Origin of the sequence: Peptoanaerobacter stomatis (genome assembly GCF_000238115.1) — a bacterium.
Taxonomy (GTDB): domain Bacteria; phylum Bacillota; class Clostridia; order Peptostreptococcales; family Filifactoraceae; genus Peptoanaerobacter; species Peptoanaerobacter stomatis.
Genome location: NZ_JH414548.1, coordinates 111,007 through 130,524 on the forward strand (window position 1 = coordinate 111,007; position 19,518 = coordinate 130,524).

Sequence of the window (19,518 nt, forward strand, 5' to 3'; positions counted from 1 at the left end):
GACAGGAATTGCCAGTATCGTACTTGCCGCTAAGAGGAAAAAGGTGTAGTCCATACTCGCAGAATTGATACCGAGATTCGGATGTTTTGCCGCATCAAAACAGGCGGCAAAATTTGCCAGTATGGACATCACCGCCATCACATTTACAAATATTGCAGCTGCCTTGCTGATAGATGCTCTTATACTGTGGACATAAAAAGTAAAGCACCCTATCAGTACAGGAAACAGGATGACATTGGCATCGGAAGGAAAATATATCTCCGTAAAAGAGCCTAAAACAGAAAGGATAAGGAACGCAGGGACTGCCATTATCAAAAGCCGGCGAAGCGGGTATCTAATCTGCTTTCTCATCGGAAGATAACAAAGGATAGCCGCCGGGATTAGCACAAAATATTCCAATAAGTTTCGGGCAAGCTGTTCATTCATTGTTTTGCCTTGTGCCTCCTTTCCATAGCTTCTTTTCTTAATTTCTGAAAGGTATAATTTTGCCAAGTGGATACAAACTGCTTTTCTTTTCTGAGATTGCAGGGAAATTCAATCCCGCTTTCAAGGTAGCAGACTCCGCTTTTAAAGCTCTGTATAAAATCCATATTGACTATCACGCCCCGTAGGATGAGGAGAAATCTTTTATCCTGAAAAATCTCATCACAAACGCTTGAAAAGGTCAAGCGGGGTGCATAGGTATTGCTATGCTTATCATAAATTTCAATATTGTGGGAAGATGCACTGATTGCCACAATATCATTAAGGGCAAGGTGATACTTAGTCCTATTTACAGAAAAAGAAAGGCTCTGAGTTAAATCTGTCTTTCTCTTTAAAATATCGTCCATAATCCGACAAACCTGTGCCGGATCGGCAGGTTTTTCTATGTAATCAAAGGCATGATTGTGCAAAGCTTCTACATGGTGCTCCTCACTGGTTGTAAGAAAAACCAAAATGACATCGGAATCTGTTTTACGAATAATTTCAGCCGCCTGCATTCCGCTCATCCCATCCATATAGATGTCCAGAAAAAGAATCGTATAGAGGAAAGGCTGATAGTTGTCAAGCAAAGCCTCTGCACTGTCAAAATGCTCTATATTCAGTTTTTCTCCGCTATCGGCAGCGTACTTTAAGAGAATGCCGCCAAGCTTTTCTCTGTCCTCTTTCCTGTCATCTATAATGGCTATGTTCATGTTTATCAACTCTTTTCTCTTATCAGTCTATATCTCAAAATATTTGCGTTCTTATACAGTAAGATTGAGTATGCTTGATTTCTTTTCATAAGGGTATCTATTTAACATAAAGTAAAATGCTGTTTTATATAAAAGAATTATACTCTAAAAATGGAAAATGAGCAAGCACAGTAAGTGCATATGCACTTACGAAAAAATGGACTTTAGCGTTCCACAAGAGAACTGCTCTTTTCGTCCATTTCAGCTTGTTGGGGAAGTCCCCAAACCCCTATGAAAAATACAATATTTTTTATTTTTCTATCGAAATTTTTTCAAAAATTCAGTCGTGTGATGCCTTTATTTTATTGAATTTTTCTTCAAAAAATGATATACTATCCTTGTAATTTTATATGATAATTTTATCTCTTAGCAGGAGATTTCTTGACAAAGAAATATATAGATAAATGAAACCTGTAAATCGAGTTTGGACTTGATTTTGCAGGTTTTTTTCTTTTGTAAATTTTTAATACATCTATGAATTGGGGGATATGATATGGCAAACAGAATAAGAAAAAACGGAATATACCTTATGCTTTCCGATGATGAACTTGAAATTTTGAACAAAAAATATGAACTGTCCGGTTGTAAAACTCTCCGTCAGTTTATGATGAAATGTATATTGGAAAAAGATATTTTTGTACTGGATATGAAAGTGTTTAAGGAGATGTCCGCAAATATCGGAAGAATTACAGGCAGTATCAATCAAATTGCAAAAAGAGTAAATTCAACAGCTGTAATCTACAAAGATGACATCAATGATTTAAAAAAACTTTTGGAAAAGCAAGGAAAAGACATCTATTTTCTTCGCAAAAAGCTGTATGAATTAGGGAACTTATGAACAAATCCCACGGAGGAGATCTAATGGCAGTTACAAAAATTCATCCGATTAAAAAAACACTATATTTAGCCTTAGACTATATTATGAATGAGGATAAAACCGATGGAAAAATCCTTATTTCCTCTTTTGGCTGCAATCCTAAAACAGCCCATCTTGAGTTTGAACAGACAAAAAGAGAATGTAATTCCAAAGCAAAAATCTTGGCAAGGCATCTAATCCAAGCATTCGCTCCGGGTGAAACTACGCCTGAGCAGGCACATCAAATAGGGCTGGAACTATGCGAGAGAGTATTGCAAGGAAAATATGAGTATGTACTTACTACCCATATCGACAAAGGACATCTGCACAATCATATTCTGTTTAACAATGTCAGCTTTGAAACAGGCAAGGCATATCAAAGTAACAAAAGAAGCTATCATCAAATCCGAACGGTCAGTGATGATTTATGTAGAGAAAATGGCTTATCCGTTATTGATGAAAACTACAAAAAATTCAAAAGCAGATACTCTACAAATGGCAAAAGCTATATGGAATATACGGAATTTAAGAGGGGAAATTCTTGGAAAAATATGCTACAGCTTGCGATTGATAAAGCTGTTTTAAAGGCCAAAACCTACGAGGAATTTCTAAAGACAATGGAAGAGTTCGGTTATGAAATTAAGATTGGCAAGTATCTTTCCTTTCGGCATAAAGATAAAAGAGATAAGGGAAGATTTACTCGTGCCAAAGCATCTACTTTAGGGGAAGATTATACAAAAGAGAGAATCAAGGAACGCATCGAAGAGCCGAATAAATATCAGATTTATGCCAATAAGAAACGGCATTATGAAAAATGCTTCTACAAGAAACCGGATACTATTGTAGATATGAAAAACAATGAAAAGGTAAAATCCTCTAAGGGCTATGAAATATGGGCAGGCAAACATAATATGAAAACTATGGCAGATGCCTTAAATGAAATGAGAAACTATGGTGTAAATTCTTATAATGAGCTTGATAAAAAACTGCAAGAAACGGCTTCCAAAAGGCAAGATACATTAGGTAAAATCAAGCAAATAGAAAGCTCTATGAAAGAAATCTATTCTGCCATTGAAAATAAAAATACAATCTCTAAAAATCAACTAATCTATGATATGTATAGGAAAGATAAGGAAAATAAAGCCTTTCATGAGGAGTATAAGCCGCAGATAATCGCCTATGAAATGGCTATGAAAGGGATTGAAAATTCCAAGCATAAACTATTAAGCATTCAAAATTTATCTGATAAATATATGCTTTTAGAACAGGAAAAAGCTACACTTATGGAAAAATATTCCTCTCAAAACTCTATGCTTCATAGCCTGCAACAGGCAAAGAAAAATACAGATTTGTATCTTGATAATCATTTGGAGAAATAAAAAAAATAGTGGATAAACAGCCATATCAGCTATTTACCCACTATTTTAATTTTTTATAATTTTATCGCTCTACATTTTTCTCTTTCTTGATACCGCTTTGTTCTCTTGATTTTTCGCCTGCCTTTTCCTTATATTCCTTTAACTTGCCAAGTGCTGAAGATTTCTTTGTTTCCTTTGTCTTTTGATTTGTTTTGACCTGTTCTTTGGCTTTTAACAGCTTCGCAGAGTACACTTTAAGGGACATATATTCCTTCCCGTCCTTTCCCTGACTGATTTTTTCTTTTCCGAATATATGCACAAAATCTCCTTTTTTTAAGTTTTCCACGCTGCTTACCTTATCGTTATAGGCTAAACAGTTGGTATATTTTACTTTTCCTTCTTTGTCATTTTCAGCAATCGCAAAACTTGCAACCGTAAAATCTTTGCCGTCTTTTGATGTCAAATGTTTAATGTCTATATCCGAAGCAATATTGCCGTCAATATTTATAGTATCTGCTTTTTCCATATTTTCATCTGACTTATCATTTGTCATAGTGTTCTCATTTTCTTTTGTATTTTCTTTTGCAGATAAGGCACTGCTCTTATCTTCTTTTCCGCTTTCTAAAGCAGGCGTTTTAATCTCATTTTCATCTATATAATGATAAAATGTTTCATCAATCAAGCCCATAATCTTATCATTCATATAGTTATCATAGGCAGTATCAAGGGTATCTTCGTTTTCTATTCCGGTTTCCAAAGAGATCATTCCTTTTACAAAATCGCTATGATTGTACTCCGCTAAAAAGGAAAGTGTATCTTTCATCATTTCAAAGTTATTGTTTTGCATATCGGAAATGCTTTTTAAGTCATCGGCATATCGTCCGTTATCCCATTCAAATTTTCCGCTTTCCTTGTTTTCTTTTACCCCTGTTGCAAGTACAAACTGAGTCCCTGAAAACAAGATTGCCTGATTGTCTTTCACATCTAAAACTGTTGTATTTTCACTTAATGCCGTTTTTATAACATCGCCTTTTTCTAATCTCATAGTATTATCCTCCTGTTTTTTACCTTGTGTGTTTTCTTTTAATTCTTTGTCAATAATATTTTTAATGCTTTCTTTTATATCCTTTAAATATCCCTGTCTTTTTAAATCTTCATAAAAATCATTAAGGGCATCGAAATCCTCGATACCCTTAATATTGGATATTATCAGTTTTATATCCATATCCTCATAACCCGGATATTTCCTTTGATTAAATTCATGCACCTTATCTTTCATTTTTGTAAATTCATCTTCTATATACATAGGATTAATGTTTTCTTTTGTTTCTAAGAGTTTTTTTATTGTGTTTATAGACAGAGTTTTAGATTTTGGAAACTCTATATTCTCCGGTGTACGAATCACTGTTTTAAACAAATCTTCTCCTATTCTTTCAAAATATCTTACTAAGTAGTTATACTCCTCATTTTCAAAAAGTTGTTGCATTTGAATAGTTGTTGCTCTAATATTTTTGTGATATTCCAATTATCTAACATCCTCCTTACACTCTATTTTCCTATCTATATTTTCATCTTGTAAATCTCTTTTTTCTATTTTTTCTTTGAAATATCCAAGCCTGTCTATTACCGAACTTTTTTCTCTTTTATATAAATCACCGATATTTTGAACCGTACTATCTCTAAAATCTGCATCGTACCTGTCGGCTACTCCGTCTAAGTCCATATCCTTTGAGAGCGGATCATAGAAATTGCCGTCATCATCTATTTCAAGTCCAAGTGCTGCTTTTAGCTTTTCTTCATCAACATAGACCAGTTCATTAAAATCCCAAAATGCAATCCCTGTTTTAATTTGTATCAGTTCCTTTGTATCACTTGCATCAAGCGGATCATAGGTATACTGGAAGCTGTCAATTAAGGTACTGTCTACATAGGTATTTAGCTTGTAATTAATTAAATCAAGGCTTGTCTGTATTTCATGCTTTTCATCCGGTGTAGTTGTATAAGCCACGCCCACATCTGTCAAATCAGGAAACATGGTGTCAAAATCCTCTACATTATGGGCTTCGTCATATTCTTTGTTAAGAAAATGAATGAGTTCTTCCTTTACTTCTTCCAAAAGCGGATTTTTCTCTTCTTTTATATCTTCTTTTCGTCCCATATCAAGCAAGCGATTTACCTCTGCAAGTCTTAATGTCTTTTCTTTTAAAAGCTCTGCCTGTGGAAATTTCTTAATAATTTCAAGTCTTGCCGTTTCTAATTGATTTTCGGTGTCTTTCAGTTTTCCAAGTGTCTGTTCTAGTCGCTCCGGCAGCTTATCAAGAACATTATCCATTCTTGTGATATTTCCTATCTCATCAGTTCCAAACTCTCCGTAGTGGTTTTCTTCTCCTTTGAGATTGAATTTATACTGATTGGAAAAACTGTCATAATATACGAATAAATCAAAGTTTCGATACTCTCCGAGTTTTACTTGTTCGGACTTAAAATCATCTGACTTTTTTATAGCTTTTATCCTGTTTATTAAAAACTCTCCGGCTTGCTTTTTATCGGTATATTTTTTCCCGCTTAAAGTTAAAGAGGTGAATTTTGATGCGGTTTCTTTATCCGCCTTTTTCTCTGTTTCTGTTTCTTTTTTATTATTCTCTATATTCTCTATATTTTCTATATTTTCTAAAGCGGTCTGAGCGTACTTTTCTGTTTTTGCTGTCTTTTCTTCTCCATACGGCTCTACTTTTTTGATATCCTTTTTCAAATTTTCTATTTTTTCTTTTAGGCGTTCAATTTCTTTTGGATATACCTTTACAACCTTATCTTCCATTTTATATAGATTGGACTTAAAGTTGGACTCCAACATTTTTAGCTTGCTTACCTCGACATCAAGATCCATCTTCTCACGAATAAGCGGATTTCCTGTAGCAAGTGCCTTGATTTCGGCATAATTTAATGTAGCTTCATCGACATCTTCTGCAACACGCACCGGTGTTTTACTTGTCATAATTTGAGAGATATATTTTTGCTTGTTTTCAAGTGTCTGGAAAAGATAAGCATCAAAGGTGTTTTCCGTTATATAGCGAAAGATATAAACATCTTGATTTTCATTGCCCTGACGGACTATACGACCTGCTCTTTGTGCCAAATCCGCAGGTCTCCATGGTATATCTAGATCATGAATGGCAATCAGCTTATCCTGACAGTTTGTTCCTGCCCCGCACTTGCTGGTAGAACCCAGTAATACTCTGATTTCTCCTTTTCTCACCTTATTAAAAATAGCATCTTTTTCTTTGTTGTTTTTTGCATTATGGATAAATTCTATTTCATTTTCCGGCACTCCCATTTTTATAAGTTTTTCCTTTATATCATTATAGATGTTAAATTCATTACTTGGTATAGACATATCGCAAAAAACTAACTGTGCTGACTTCTTATCTTTGTATTTATCCCAAATGCTAAATACATTACTGACACAAGCATTTACCTTACTGTTTTCATCATCCGGAAGCAACGGATTGATTAACCTTTGGTCAAGTGCCATTTTCTTACCGTCATTGGTAATAAGGAGCATATTGTCGACAGAGGAAGCTACCTGTTTTGAGCGAACCTTGTCTGCTCGTTCGGAAAAAGTTTCAAGAATTTGTTTTTGCTCCCCAGTCGGCTTTGTCTTTATGGTTTCATAATGGGCATTTGGCGTTGGTAAATTTAATACATCCGCCGTCTTTATATCCATAAACTGTTTTACAATATTCATCAGTTCCGGTAAATTAAAAAATTTTGCAAATCTGGTCTTGCTCCTGTATCCGTTTCCTTCCGGATTCAGTTCAATCGCTGTTACGGTTTCTCCAAAGGTGGAAGCCCAAGAATCAAAATGCTGATGGTGCATCTTTTTAAGCTCATCATACTGAAGATAACGCTGCATAGTATAAAGCTCTGCCATACTATTACTTACGGGAGTTCCCGTTGCAAATACAATGCCTTTATTATTTGTAATTTCATCCATATACCTGCACTTCATTAACATATCGCTTGATTTTTGTGAATCCGTGGTTGTAATTCCGGCTACATTTCTCATCTTAGTAAATACATATAAATTTTTAAACGCCTGCACCTCGTCTACAAAGAGCTTATCTATCCCCAATTCTTCAAAGGTTACAACGTCATCCTTTTTGTAATCATCATTTAGTTTTTTAAGTTTTGCCTCCAAGTTTTTCTTTGTTTTTTCCAGTTGCTTAACCGTAAACCTCTGGTCTTTATCCCTTTTATACTCATATATATAATCCAAAATTTCATTAATCTGGCTTTGCAGTTCATACTCCTGTCTTTCCTTTGAAATTGGAATTTTCTCGTATTGACTATGCCCTATAATTACCGCATCGTAATCACCGGTTGCAATCCTTGAGCAAAATCTTTTTCGTTTATCCGGTGCAAAGTCTTTTTCTGTGGCACAAAGAATATTAGCGGAAGGGTACAGCTCATTAAATTCTCTGCCAAATTGTTCCACGATATGATTGGGAACTACAATCATCGACTTGCTGCTCATTCCAAGTCTTTTAGACTCCATAGCAATTCCTATCATTTCAAAGGTCTTTCCGGCTCCTACTTCGTGTGCAAGCAGAGTGTTTCCGCCAAAAAGTCCTCGTGCAATCGCATCTCTTTGATGAGGTCTAAGCTCTATTTCCGGATTCATTCCGTCAAAAGTAAGGTTGCTGCCGTCATATTCTCTAAGCCTTATGGAATTGAATCTCTTGTTGTATTCTCCTACCAGTCTTGTTCTTCTGTCTATATCATCAAAAATCCAGTTTTTAAACTCTTCTTTGATGATTTCCTGTTTACTCCTTGCAAGCATTGTTTCTTTTTGGTTCAAGACCGATCTTCTCCTGCCTTCTTCATCAATGATTTGATCATATACATTGGTATCTCTAAGGTTTAAGGTATCTTCAATCAGCTTATAGGCACTTACCCTGTTTGTTCCGTATGTGAAATCGGCAAGGTCATTTCCTTTATCTATGCTTTTTCCTTCTACTTTGTATTCCCCTGTAAAGTTGGTATACTTAATATCAATCTTCCATCTGTTTGAAGCAGATGTCTTTAACAGATGAAACATAAAACTCTTATAATCTTTCTCAGGTATCCAAGTTGCTCCCATTTTAACGGTTATTTCACTTGCTGTAAGCTCTTTTGGCATTACTTCCAATAGTTTTTGTTTCTGGTAATGAAGGGCGGACAGTTCTTTATTTAATATTTCATTGTCTTTTCGTATTTCTTCTTTATTTGGCATTTCTTCTTTGTTTGCTATATCTAATCCATTGCTGCCTTGCAAATCATATAATTTTTCTAAATCAGCTTCAAAATCGGCTTCATTTTGCTTAATTTCATGCTCTACATTTTTTATATACGAATCTATTATTTCTATCTTTTCTCTGATATTGCCTGATAAATATTCATCCGAAGTTACATAAGCTCTTGAAAAATCTCCCAAGTCTATTGCCGATGTAAAAGGCGTAATCTCTGTCGGTTCAAAGCTGTCGAGATTTAAGAATATCTCTCCTTTTAGTCCGTCAATAATTTCTGCTCTTGTTTTATCCGTCAGCTCCTTAATATAGTCAAAATTGACGTTTCCTTTTTGGGAAACGGATAAAATAAGGGCTTGCATCAAATTATTCGTATGAGTAATTGCCACCGCTTTTTTTATGGTTCTTTTTGTAAATATATCTGATTTGCCGATAAAAGCCCCTTCTTTATCCAGCTTTTCCAAAGTGGAAAGCAGGGAATAGTTGGCATCTTCACGAAACAGCTTTTTATTTACCTTGCTGTTTAAAATTCCGTATTTCTTAGAAAACTCATCATAAAGGCGGTTTAACTGACCTTGCTTTTCTTTAATTTCTTCATCGGAATAATCTTCTTTTTGATAGGTAATTACCTGTCTTAATGCTTTTTCAATTTTAAGATATGCCTTTACTTTCTCCTCATCGGTTTTACTTAAATCCACTTTTTGCATGATAGAGTTTTCTCTAAAATATATCTTGTCATCAATTACCGCATAGGAATAGTTTTTCACACTGTCATCTGCCGGAACGGTTTCTGCTTCCAATTCATTATTTAACTCTGCTTTTTCATAACTGCCCTTAATATTTTTGATTGCACTGTGTAGCTGTTCTTTTAGCGTAATACTTTCATCTGCAACGCAGGCTAAGACTGTCCCGAATCTGCTTGATACTTCCTTAATATTCCCAAGCACCATGGTGGGATTATCTACAAAGTATTTGTTATATGTTAAGCCTTGTTCATCGGTATCAAGTTTTATCCAATCTTCATCAAGTTTTAACAGTCTGTCTCTTTTTTTAAGGAAAATAATATCGCTTGTTACCTCTGTTCCGGCTTCTGCTTTGAATGTGTTATTAGGTAATCTAATTGCTCCTAAAAACTCCGCTCGTTCACTGATATATCTTCTGATATCTTCGCTTTTTTTATCTAATGTCCCATTTGATGTTACAAAGGCTATTACACCGCCTGAACGCATTTTGTCTAAAGTTTTTGCCAAAAAATAATCGTGAATAAGAAAATTATTTTTTTCATACTCACGATCCGATATTTTATATTCCCCAAACGGTACATTTCCCACCGCTACATCAAACAGGTTATTTGAAAAGACTGTTTCTTCAAAGCCTTTTATTTGAATATTGGCATTAGGATATAGCTTTTTAGCGATTTGTCCGCTGATACTGTCAAGCTCTACGCCATAAAATTTACTTTCCTGCATACTGTCAGGCAGATTGCCAATAAACCTGCCTGTTGCACAGCTCGGTTCTAAGATGTTTCCGCTTTCAAAACCCATATTAGATAATGTCTGATAGATACTGTCAATCACTGCCTTTGGGGTATAAAAGGCGGTAAGGGTGCTTTCTCTTGCCGCATCATATTCATCTGATGACAGGTTTTCTTTTAGAAATTCTCTTGCCTCTTGCCATTGTCCTTGTTTTTCTTCATCAAAGACATCAGAAAGTCCACCCCAGCCCACATACTTGCTTAAAATATCCTGTTCTTCCTTTGTTGCATGGCTATGTCTTTCTTCGATTTCTTTTAAAACTTTGATTGCTTCTATGTTATTTTTCAATCTTTCGGAAGGCGGCAGGATTTCATCTTCTCTTGTTATTTTATAATTGACCGGTGGAATCCCGCCCATATATTCATCATCTTCGGCATATCTTTCTTTTTCTTTTATTTTTTCCTTATATTCCTGCATCTGCCAAAACATTTCATCCGTAATAGGTGAGGTAATGGAAGAACCTGCTACTCTCGGAACTCCTCTTTTTTCCCTGTCCTCTTTCATTTCAGAAAGTATCTCTAAATCAAGTTCACTTTCATTTCTAAAAGAAAGTATTTCACTGCCTGTTATAAAGCCGTTTAAATAGCCTTCATTATCATCTAATTTTATTGTCTTATATGTTTTATAGTCCTGAATTTCAGAAATCACATATTCTTTGCCCTGATACTTTACCTGCATTCTTTCTTGATAAATCGGCTCTTTTGTCTGTTCTTTCTTTTCCTCGTTGGCTCTTTCAATCTGCTGATTGATATAACCGGTGAGCATAACATTTCTATGATTATCATCAAGCAGATAAGGCAGGTTTTGCAGCATTTCATGATAGCTGTCATAGGAAACTGCAACATTGGTGTTTAGCATATATCCGTTGTATCTTAAATTTTGTTTTAACTGCTTATTTTTCATATCCAAAACAAGCTCTGCCTCATAGCCTTTTCTTCCATCAATGCTGTCTGTTATATGCTTTGGTGCTGTTAAGTGTTCTTTAGATATATTTTTTTCATTTAAGATAAACTCTTCGCTTTGAGGACGAAACTGATACTCACCAATTTCCTTTATATCTTTAAAAATAAGGGCTGATAAAATTTCTTTTTTATCTCTGATTTCCAGTATTTTGGCTTTTTCTTCTGTTACCTTATCCAGCGAAATTTCATAAAGTCCTTGATTTATCTCATCTTCTCCTAATTGTTCGTATTCTTTGCTTACTTCAAGCTGCCCATAAAGATAGTCAAAATCTCTTTGGTTTGCCTCGTTTCCATCTCCGACATCCATTTTGAAATGTTCGTGGACTTGTCCGTCTACAATATGGTCAAAATAGAATTTAGAATAACCTACCCACTCGTCAGTCATTTCTCCATATTCATCTTCACCTACCGTTTTGTTATGAACTCTAATTTTTTCATCTATTTCTTTGATTTCATCAATCAACTCTTTCGTAACAAGCTCTCCGGTATAATTTTTTTCTATAAGACCTCCATCTTCATGAAACTCCACAACCCAATAATCATTTTGAGTTTGATTTGGCACTGCATTATCTGCCGTAAAACCATTATTCCCTATTTCCATTTGGCTTTCATAAATTTTCTTTGCCTCTTCATAGGATATTTCTCTTTCATCTTGAAGCATTAGGATTTCCTGTTCTCTTTGTCTGTCCCATTTAGAGCTTTCGTTTTGAGCAAAAGAAAAAGAAGCCTGATTGACTTCTTTTTCCTCGTCTTCTATATGTTCCTGTTCTAAGTTTTGTGTATTTTCTTCATGTTGCTCACTTATGCCCAAACGATTTGTTCCATTGCCATTTTTGTCAGTGTCATATCCAAGTTCTTCTTCAGCCCTGCGTATTTTAGAAAGTCCTGATCCTGCATTTCTTGTGTCATTCCCCAAGCTTCTTTCATTCTCAGCTCCTCCATCTCTAAGAAATTCTCCACTTGTTCCTGAATATCTGTCAGATGATTCATCAGGGTTTCTTCCATAAGCATAATCTGATAATCTTCCTGTCTTTCCTCCTTGAGATATTTCAGTCTCGCTTTGCCGAATCGGTTCAGCTTGCCAAGCTCGATTTTCTCCGGCAGTTTCATATTCGGAATTAACACTTCCGCTCCGTCTGCCATCTTCTCCAGTCTGTAAGTTCCACCCTGTCTCTCGAACGGACTTTCTTTCACGATCGGTGTATAAATCTCGTTTTCCAAGATGTATTCCTTCTTCGCCAATACTACGGTTTCTTTCATCTTCCAAGCCTCCTTTATTTCTTTCATTTTCTATCATTTCAGTAGCTTTGTTAATTTCATCTGCAACCTTATTATAACGCTCCTGCTCCTTTTTTGTCTGCTCCCTTTTTTGAATTTCTGAAAATTTTTCTCTTTCTTCCACTTTTGAAATTTCTCTACCTATATCCATAAGGATTCTTCTCACATTGTTTGAAGTATAGGCAAGTAATCTGTCAATATCTTGCGTACTTGAAACTCTTGATAGCAGATTTAATTTTTCCCTATCAACTAAAAAAGGAAGCCCCATTCTTTCATATACCGACACCTTTGCAGATTCTTCTAAAAAATGAAGTATATTTACTTTACTGTTTTCTTTTAGGGTTTCATCACTTAAAGAATCAAGCACCTTATTTAATATCTGCCTTGTATATAGCAAAACAAGCGTATTTATCTTATCTTCTGTAGAAAATATAAGGTTGCTGTTTTTTTCTTTAAAAGTATCAATCAAGGTATCTAAAGCGGTGATATGCCTTTCATTATGATATTTCCATAATTTCACCTCAGAAATACTATGATTTAAGCTCACTGTCTGACTTACATCAAAGATATATTTTATTTTCTCCCTTTGAATATCTAAAACGGGAATCCCTTTTTCTCCCCTGCTTACATTTCTTCCAATACTTTTCCAATAGTCATATTCCGCACAGGCGGTTGCCTTTTCATTTACCGTATATATGCTAAGCTGATTAAAATACGGATATTTATAGTTGTTTCCTACAACTTTTAGATAGCTTTCATACCTGTTTGTATTTTCCCTAAATTCTTCTTTTGCAAAATCAAGAATCTGTTTGATTTCATCAAATTTATATCTTGGCACTACATTTCCCTCCTTTATCTTTTTCTGTTCTTCTTTGTCTGTTTTTCTCTTCGGTCTATATGCTTTTTCCCAATGATAAAATTGATTGATAGAGCTTATTGCTTTGTTTGCTATATAGTGGATATAGTTGGTATTTCCTCGTCTTTTATACCATTTTTCTCTTTTTAGTCCGCTGTTTTCTATAAGGGATACAGCCTCGTTTATATCAGAGGTATAATAAAGCAGTCTTTTAAGCATAAAAAAATCAGTCTCCGATCGGCTGTTAAAATAGCTTTCATAATTACCATAATAGATTCTTCTTAAATCTTCTCCGGTGTATGAAAAATATCCTTTTTCAAAGAGTAATTCCAACACATCATTAGATGATTGCCTGTATCTTTGCACAAAAGGATTCTCTTTGTAAAAAGTATTCACCTGATTTTTCCTATATTCACTGTTAATTACAGTTGTTTTAGGCATATATTTTTCATATAAGGGTTTTAGCTCACTGTCAATATTTATTACTTTATTCCTGTCTCTATCTTTTATTACATTCCCTGTTACTGTAAAAAATCGTCCCTCATCATAAATCTCTAAATTTTTATGCCTTTTTCTTTCTCCCGGAACTTTACCCTTGCCGATAAAATGTAATCCCGTCTTGGACGGTGATAATTCGGCATAAGTGGAAATTTCTCTTAAAAAATCGGCTGTCATAGAGCTTGCACGATAATCCAAACTATATGCCATAATATCATCGCTTACTTTGTCGATGTCAATTCCGATATATCCCTCGCCTAAGAAAAAGCCAAGCCCCTCTCCAATATTTCGATTAAGTGCGGCTATGCAATCCTCATAGAAATGCCATGTCATTTTATCATTGGACTTAGCAGGTTTTGCACTTGGCATTAAGGGTAGTTTTGTATTTTTCCCATCTCTTTGAATGATTTTATATAAGCACCAGCGTTTCTCTTTTTTAAGATTATCAGGAATGTTTTCATAATTTTTTATGAGATTATCCATAATATTTACCTCTATTATAGCTCCATTCCCTTATCTTTTTTGGGTACTTTTACATCCCTTGCTTTTTCCTCCTTCTTGATTTTTTGCTGATTTTCTTTTAATTTTTTGAGTACAGACGGTTTTTTCTCTGCCGGTCTTTCTTTTGGTTTTTCTTTTTCTTCCTTTTTCACTATGCCCTTGTCCGCCATTTCCGCTTTTAATATTTCTTTTGAGCTTATTTCCTTTTTCTCTTCATTTTCTGTTGGAGTAGTTTCTTTCTCTTCTTGCTGTTTATCCTCATTGTGTTTTATAGATATATCTTCTTTTCGTGTATTATCTTCATGGTTTTGCCCATCTTGGATAAGTTTTTCTTCGTCTTTTTGAATTTCTTTGGATAGATTATCTAACTTTTCAAGGCAGCTATCCAGTTTCTTTTGTTGTTCCCTGATAAAATCCTGCATGGAGTTTACCAGCCCTTTTACAATTCCTATTTTTATCTGTACGAATTTTTCCTGTGCTTTGGTGAGGTTATAGGAAAGCTGATGTTTCATATTGTCATACAGATGTTTGATACTTCCTATCGCTTTTTCCTGTAAATTCATAAGGGCATTTCCTACAGACTTAATATCTCGCACAATCAGTGAACTTAACCCTATGTTTTCCATTTCATTTAATCGCTTAATCTCTGCTTTCAGTCCTGTGATTTCTTCTTTTAAGGCTTTTAATTCTTCGATATTTGTATCAAAGTCCTTATTTTTCATCTCATCTTTCATTTCCTTAGCTATATTAAGCTGCTGATTAGTGTTTTCTTCTAAAAAGCCTGTTGTCTTTGTATATTCCTCTTTAATCTCGCTCATTACTTCTTTTGTTCTGTTTTCCTGTGATTGCTGTGATTGTAATACTTTGTTCTTATCCATGTTTTCCTCCTTCGTTTTTTTTCAATCGTTTTATTCCATTTTTTTATCGAATCCACTTTAACTCTGTATATCCTTTATAGCCCACCTCCCATAGAAACCACGCAAATGCTATGGCACTGCTTTTACATTTTTCAAACTCTCCATTTTTTGCACAATTCAGTCTTTTAGAAAAAACATACACTTTTTTTGGCGGATGCTTTCTAAATAACTCATATCTTGATTGACCTTCTAAAAATGCCAACCGAAAAAGCATTGCTATTTTTACTCCTTCTTTTGATATTTTAAGTGCGTGTCTTAAAAATTCGCCTGCACAAAAATAGGGTGGATTGGTTACAATATCTAAGGTATTTTCTTTAACTGTGAAAAAATCAATTTCCTTTTCTTCTCCATAGCCTCTATAATAAATATCTGTCGCTTTTACTCTATAACCGTATTCTTCTAATACTTTTCCGATATGCCCCTGTCCACAAGCCGGTTCATAGATATGTTCTCTAAAAGTTTCTCTTTTAAGCAATTCCTTAATCGCTCTTTGGTCAGTGGCATAAAAATCTAATTTTTCTCTGTCTTTATCAAATTTTATTAAAGTATCAAACATAGGCTAAGCCTCCTGATACTTGGTAACAGCATTTTTTATTTCAGTTTCAATGCCTTCTAAGAATTTTTCTTTGGAAGATTTTCCCTGTGCAATATCCGATAATTCCATTTCCCATTTAGCGGTGGTTTCAGCGGACTTAAAGACATCTGCAACAATCGTTACAAGGCTGATTCCTTTATGGGTTGCTTTCAAATTTTTCTTATCTCTTTCAATAAAGCCTTTGTAAATCAGGTTCTCAATTATTCCTGCCCTTGTTGCAGGTGTTCCCAGCCCTTTTCTTTCAACCTCAACACCTTTTTCTAAGGCTTCACTTCCTGCAATCTCCATAGCTTTAAGCAAAGTGTCCTCTGTAAAGTGCTTTGGCGGCTGCGTATATTTTTCTTTGATTGATTTCTTCTTAATTTCAAGAATATCTCCAACACTAACACTTGGTAAGATAATATCTTCATTCTTTTTAGACTTATATTCCTTCAAATACTTAATAAAGCCCTCATCTGCAATCACTTTGCCGTTACTTGTAAACTGAAATCCATTAAATGAAGCTACAATCTTTGTTGTGTTTTCAATTAAAGGATAGCCCACACTTGCGTGTAGTTTACTTAAAATAAGCCGATACACCTTTGTTTCACTTCCCGGAATACTCGATAAATCTTCATTCAATGAGCTTGCTGTCGGAATAATGGCATGGTGATCCGTAACCTTACTTGAATTAAAAATGACCTTAATACGCTCTTTATCAAATTCATTTTTTTCCAATATGTTATTTATCGTACTTGTAACCATATCTGTTGTAAGGTATCTGCTGTCCGTTCTCGGATAAGTAATAAGTTTCTTTTCGTATAGACTCTGGGCGTAATCAAGTGTCTGTTTTGCACTATATCCAAAGTATTTATTGCACTCTCTTTGCAAGGTGGTTAAATCAAAGGGTAAGTCAGGTTTCGTGATTTTTTCTTTCTGAATCACATCAGTGATTTCAATTTTTTCTCCGACTAAATTTTTAAGCTGCTCTGCTATCTCCAAATTATCAATTCTATCTGTCGATAGCGTAAAATCATTCATAGAAAGCTCAACCGTGTAATATTTTTCTTTTTTGAAATTTGCTATCTCATCATCTCTTTTTACAATCATGGCAAGAGTAGGGGTTTGAACTCTGCCAACGCTGTAATTTTGCTTATATAAACAAGAATAAAACCTGCTGATATTCATTCCGACAAGCCAATCGGCTATGGTTCTTGCTTGTGCCGATTCAAAGAGATTGTCATAATCTTTTCCGTCTTTTAAATTCTCAAATCCCTCTTTTATTGCACTATCTTCCATTGAGGAAATCCAAAGTCTTTTCATCTTCTTTTTGCATTTTGCCTGCGTGTATACAAGTCTAAATATGCTTTCTCCTTCTCGTCCTGCATCGCAAGCATTTATAACTGTATCTATCTCCTTATCATTCATCAGCTTTTTAAGGATAGCAAACTGCTTCTTCGTTGCCTTAGATACTTCATACTTGTAGTGTTTTGGAATAATTGGCAAGTCCTCTATATTCCACTTTACATATTTTTCATCATATCTTTCAGGATTTGCCATCTGAATTAAGTGTCCCACGCACCAAGAAACCCTGTATCCGTTTCCTTCATAATATCCGTCCTGTTTTTTTGTTGCCCCAAGTACCTTTGAAATAGATAGGGCAACGCTCGGTTTTTCTGCTACCACCAATTTATGTTTCATAAATTCCTCCTTTTTCCATAAAAAAAGAGCGAAAGATTTTTCTCTCGCTCAAAGTTTTCTCTTAAATACTGCACCATATTTAAGAACGTTTATATTTACTTATTACTATTTATTTCTTTACTGTCCAATAGCCGTCTTTGGCACCACCGACATATTCGATGACTTTTTCTTCAGTTAATTTTTTCAAATCCCTCTCTATTGTTCGCTCTGAAACATAGAACATTTTTGATAGATCAAGGGCAGTAACTTTTGAATTTCCCTCAATAATCTCAATAATATGCTTTCGCCTATCATCAGGCTTTAGTTTTTGAACGACACTTTGACCGACATTTTGACCGACATTTTGACCCTCATAATTTAGATTTTTCAAAACCGTAAAAAATGCACTTTCTGTTGACCTGAATTTAGGTTTCAATTCTTCTCTATAATTTTTGCAGGACTCATAGGCTTCAATAATTTTTCTAAGTCCGAAGTCACGTCTTTTTATTAAATTTATTTTATGTTTTTTACCAATCCTATCATCGTATCTATTACATCATCAAAGCTTATTTCTCCTGCATAACTAAATCTTTTTTGATAACTGCTCCATCGTATTTTAAGATCTTTCTCAGCTTTTAGAGTATTTAATACCTCAAGAATGCTGTCAATATTAAAAATTGTGCTCCTATGCTTAAATGTATTTTGGCACGCTTTCTCTAACCGCTCAAAATCAATCTCTTCTTTTTTCAAATGATATAAAATGTAAATATCGTAAAAATCTTTACTCCTGCTGTTGAATACCCCTCTTTGATATACTGTCTGAATCTTCTCGGCAAGGATTGTTTCTATATTATATGCACAAATCTCAAAAATGCTATCATCAAAAATACTTTTATATTCATAGGATATTTCACTTGGTGTAATAGGATCGCCTGTTGTTATATCAAGCGGAATAATTTGCCTAATATTTTCTAGTCTGCAAAGAACTGTAATCCTAAATCCGCCATATTCATCTTCTTTGCGGATTTCTTCTATTTTCTGAATCTCATAAGTAATACCCATATCTTTTCCGCTTTGGAATATTTTTTCAAATCTTTGCTTTATATTTTCTTCGGTAAGAGAAAATCTTCTTATCAAAAAATCAATATCTACTGTACTTCTCTGTCTAATCCCGATTACATTAGCCAGTAAAAACCCACCTTTAAAAATAAAGTTTTCATTCTCATCACTATCTGCTATCTTTTCTAAAATGCTTTCTAAAAAATAATGTGTTTGTATCGCATTAGAACTAAGTCCGGTTTCTTTTGACAGTTTCTGGCATATCGCTCTTAGCTTGGCTTTATTCATAAACAACCTCCAAAATTTCTTTTACTTTTTCAAATATTTTCATCTTCTTGGAATACTCATACAGCTTATTCAAATCCTTGTTTTCATAACGGACATACCTGTTAATAGTTTTAGAAAATAGCTCCGTTTCTATTTCTCGCCTGTTTTTAATAAAGTCGCAAACAGTTCTTTCCAAATCATAGACTTTCACTGTATTTCCGAACATTGTTTGACACTTTGTAATACCCAAATCATAAATCCCTTTTGTTACATAGTGAATCCTAACATTTTGGCTTATGCGATGTGGATTGTAGCCACTATATACTGTAACTTCCATTTCTCCCGGTATTATATCTGTAAATCCCTGAAGATAAAGAGCGGATACATAAGAAAAAACGGCAACTTTACACCTACTATGGAAAAAATAATACTCATCATAATCTCCGTTTGAATCCATATAGATTCCTCTGTCTGCACGAATCAATTCACCTTTTTCAACCATTCGTGTGAGATATATTGTAGGAATGTCAGAGCTTTTAAGTTCCTTACTTGTAATAACTCCGCCCGTTTTATTCAATTTTTCTTTTATCCTTTTTATATAATCCATACCATTCGCCCCTTGTTGTAATTGTGCTTATATTATATCATTTAGCAAGCACACTTACAACATAAAATTTT

Annotated in this window: 13 protein-coding genes and 1 pseudogene; 3 read left to right on the plus strand and 11 right to left on the minus strand. The window is 34.5% G+C overall.

The features are described 5' to 3' along the window. The first annotated feature begins 64 nt into the window (after positions 1 to 64). Positions 65 to 196 carry a hypothetical protein gene (locus HMPREF9629_RS12435; RefSeq protein WP_278224202.1) on the plus strand — a complete coding sequence of 44 codons (132 nt, stop codon included), beginning with the start codon at positions 65 to 67 and terminating at the stop codon, positions 194 to 196. Positions 197 to 422: 226 nt separating this feature from the next. On the opposite strand, the gene HMPREF9629_RS03220 is transcribed toward HMPREF9629_RS12435, so the two are convergent. Beyond that, entirely contained in the window at positions 423 to 1,175 is a 753-nt protein-coding gene (locus tag HMPREF9629_RS03220) for a LytR/AlgR family response regulator transcription factor (RefSeq protein ID WP_009524898.1), read from the minus strand. Between the two features lie 532 nt (positions 1,176 to 1,707). Between HMPREF9629_RS03220 and HMPREF9629_RS03225 the strand changes: the two genes are divergently transcribed. After that, positions 1,708 to 2,052: a plasmid mobilization protein gene (locus HMPREF9629_RS03225; protein WP_009524899.1), complete on the plus strand. Its 345-nt coding sequence runs from the start codon at positions 1,708 to 1,710 to the stop codon at positions 2,050 to 2,052. 23 nt (positions 2,053 to 2,075) lie between these two features. Continuing rightward, a complete protein-coding gene (locus HMPREF9629_RS03230; protein ID WP_009524900.1) occupies positions 2,076 to 3,449 on the plus strand; it encodes a relaxase/mobilization nuclease domain-containing protein in 1,374 nt (457 codons plus the stop codon). 61 nt (positions 3,450 to 3,510) lie between these two features. Here HMPREF9629_RS03230 and HMPREF9629_RS03235 read toward each other — a convergent pair whose 3' ends face one another. The 10 genes and pseudogenes from HMPREF9629_RS03235 to HMPREF9629_RS03270 form a co-directional block, all read right to left on the minus strand. Continuing rightward, positions 3,511 to 4,953, minus strand: a complete 1,443-nt coding sequence (locus HMPREF9629_RS03235) for a conjugal transfer protein (protein ID WP_009524901.1) — start codon at positions 4,951 to 4,953, stop codon at positions 3,511 to 3,513. After that, on the minus strand, positions 4,954 to 11,871 hold the full coding sequence (locus HMPREF9629_RS03240; protein ID WP_408634920.1) for a helicase-related protein: 6,918 nt from the start codon (positions 11,869 to 11,871) through the stop codon (positions 4,954 to 4,956). Positions 11,872 to 12,011: 140 nt separating this feature from the next. Then, positions 12,012 to 12,497: a TnpV protein gene (locus tag HMPREF9629_RS12735; RefSeq protein ID WP_408634921.1), complete on the minus strand. Its 486-nt coding sequence runs from the start codon at positions 12,495 to 12,497 to the stop codon at positions 12,012 to 12,014. 913 nt (positions 12,498 to 13,410) lie between these two features. Further along, a pseudogene (locus HMPREF9629_RS12740) lies at positions 13,411 to 14,325 on the minus strand (phage NrS-1 polymerase family protein); the annotation flags it as partial. A 14-nt stretch (positions 14,326 to 14,339) separates the two neighbouring features. Then, on the minus strand, positions 14,340 to 15,221 hold the full coding sequence (locus HMPREF9629_RS03245; protein ID WP_009524903.1) for a hypothetical protein: 882 nt from the start codon (positions 15,219 to 15,221) through the stop codon (positions 14,340 to 14,342). 43 nt (positions 15,222 to 15,264) lie between these two features. After that, positions 15,265 to 15,816, minus strand: coding sequence for a hypothetical protein (locus HMPREF9629_RS03250; protein ID WP_009524904.1), 552 nt, complete (start codon positions 15,814 to 15,816; stop codon positions 15,265 to 15,267). 3 nt (positions 15,817 to 15,819) lie between these two features. Then, entirely contained in the window at positions 15,820 to 17,535 is a 1,716-nt protein-coding gene (locus HMPREF9629_RS03255) for a DNA topoisomerase 3 (RefSeq protein WP_009524905.1), read from the minus strand. A gap of 109 nt (positions 17,536 to 17,644) precedes the next feature. Beyond that, entirely contained in the window at positions 17,645 to 17,950 is a 306-nt protein-coding gene (locus HMPREF9629_RS03260; RefSeq protein ID WP_009524906.1) for an HTH domain-containing protein, read from the minus strand. A 77-nt stretch (positions 17,951 to 18,027) separates the two neighbouring features. Further along, positions 18,028 to 18,861, minus strand: a complete 834-nt coding sequence (locus HMPREF9629_RS03265; RefSeq protein ID WP_009524907.1) for a nucleotidyl transferase AbiEii/AbiGii toxin family protein — start codon at positions 18,859 to 18,861, stop codon at positions 18,028 to 18,030. Next, on the minus strand, positions 18,854 to 19,447 hold the full coding sequence (locus tag HMPREF9629_RS03270) for a type IV toxin-antitoxin system AbiEi family antitoxin domain-containing protein (protein WP_009524908.1): 594 nt from the start codon (positions 19,445 to 19,447) through the stop codon (positions 18,854 to 18,856). Before HMPREF9629_RS03270 ends, HMPREF9629_RS03265 begins: the two co-directional genes overlap by 8 nt. Positions 19,448 to 19,518: the final 71 nt, after the last annotated feature.

Coding starts and splice junctions, on each gene's coding strand:
- HMPREF9629_RS03240 (WP_408634920.1), bottom strand. CDS start 11,871: ATGCTTCAAGATGAAAGAGAAATATCCTATGAAGAGGCAAAGAAAATT.
- HMPREF9629_RS03245 (WP_009524903.1), bottom strand. CDS start 15,221: ATGGATAAGAACAAAGTATTACAATCACAGCAATCACAGGAAAACAGA.
- HMPREF9629_RS03270 (WP_009524908.1), bottom strand. CDS start 19,447: ATGGATTATATAAAAAGGATAAAAGAAAAATTGAATAAAACGGGCGGA.
- HMPREF9629_RS03230 (WP_009524900.1), top strand. CDS start 2,076: ATGGCAGTTACAAAAATTCATCCGATTAAAAAAACACTATATTTAGCC.
- HMPREF9629_RS12735 (WP_408634921.1), bottom strand. CDS start 12,497: ATGAAAGAAATAAAGGAGGCTTGGAAGATGAAAGAAACCGTAGTATTG.
- HMPREF9629_RS03225 (WP_009524899.1), top strand. CDS start 1,708: ATGGCAAACAGAATAAGAAAAAACGGAATATACCTTATGCTTTCCGAT.
- HMPREF9629_RS03265 (WP_009524907.1), bottom strand. CDS start 18,861: ATGAATAAAGCCAAGCTAAGAGCGATATGCCAGAAACTGTCAAAAGAA.
- HMPREF9629_RS03250 (WP_009524904.1), bottom strand. CDS start 15,816: ATGTTTGATACTTTAATAAAATTTGATAAAGACAGAGAAAAATTAGAT.
- HMPREF9629_RS03220 (WP_009524898.1), bottom strand. CDS start 1,175: ATGAACATAGCCATTATAGATGACAGGAAAGAGGACAGAGAAAAGCTT.
- HMPREF9629_RS03255 (WP_009524905.1), bottom strand. CDS start 17,535: ATGAAACATAAATTGGTGGTAGCAGAAAAACCGAGCGTTGCCCTATCT.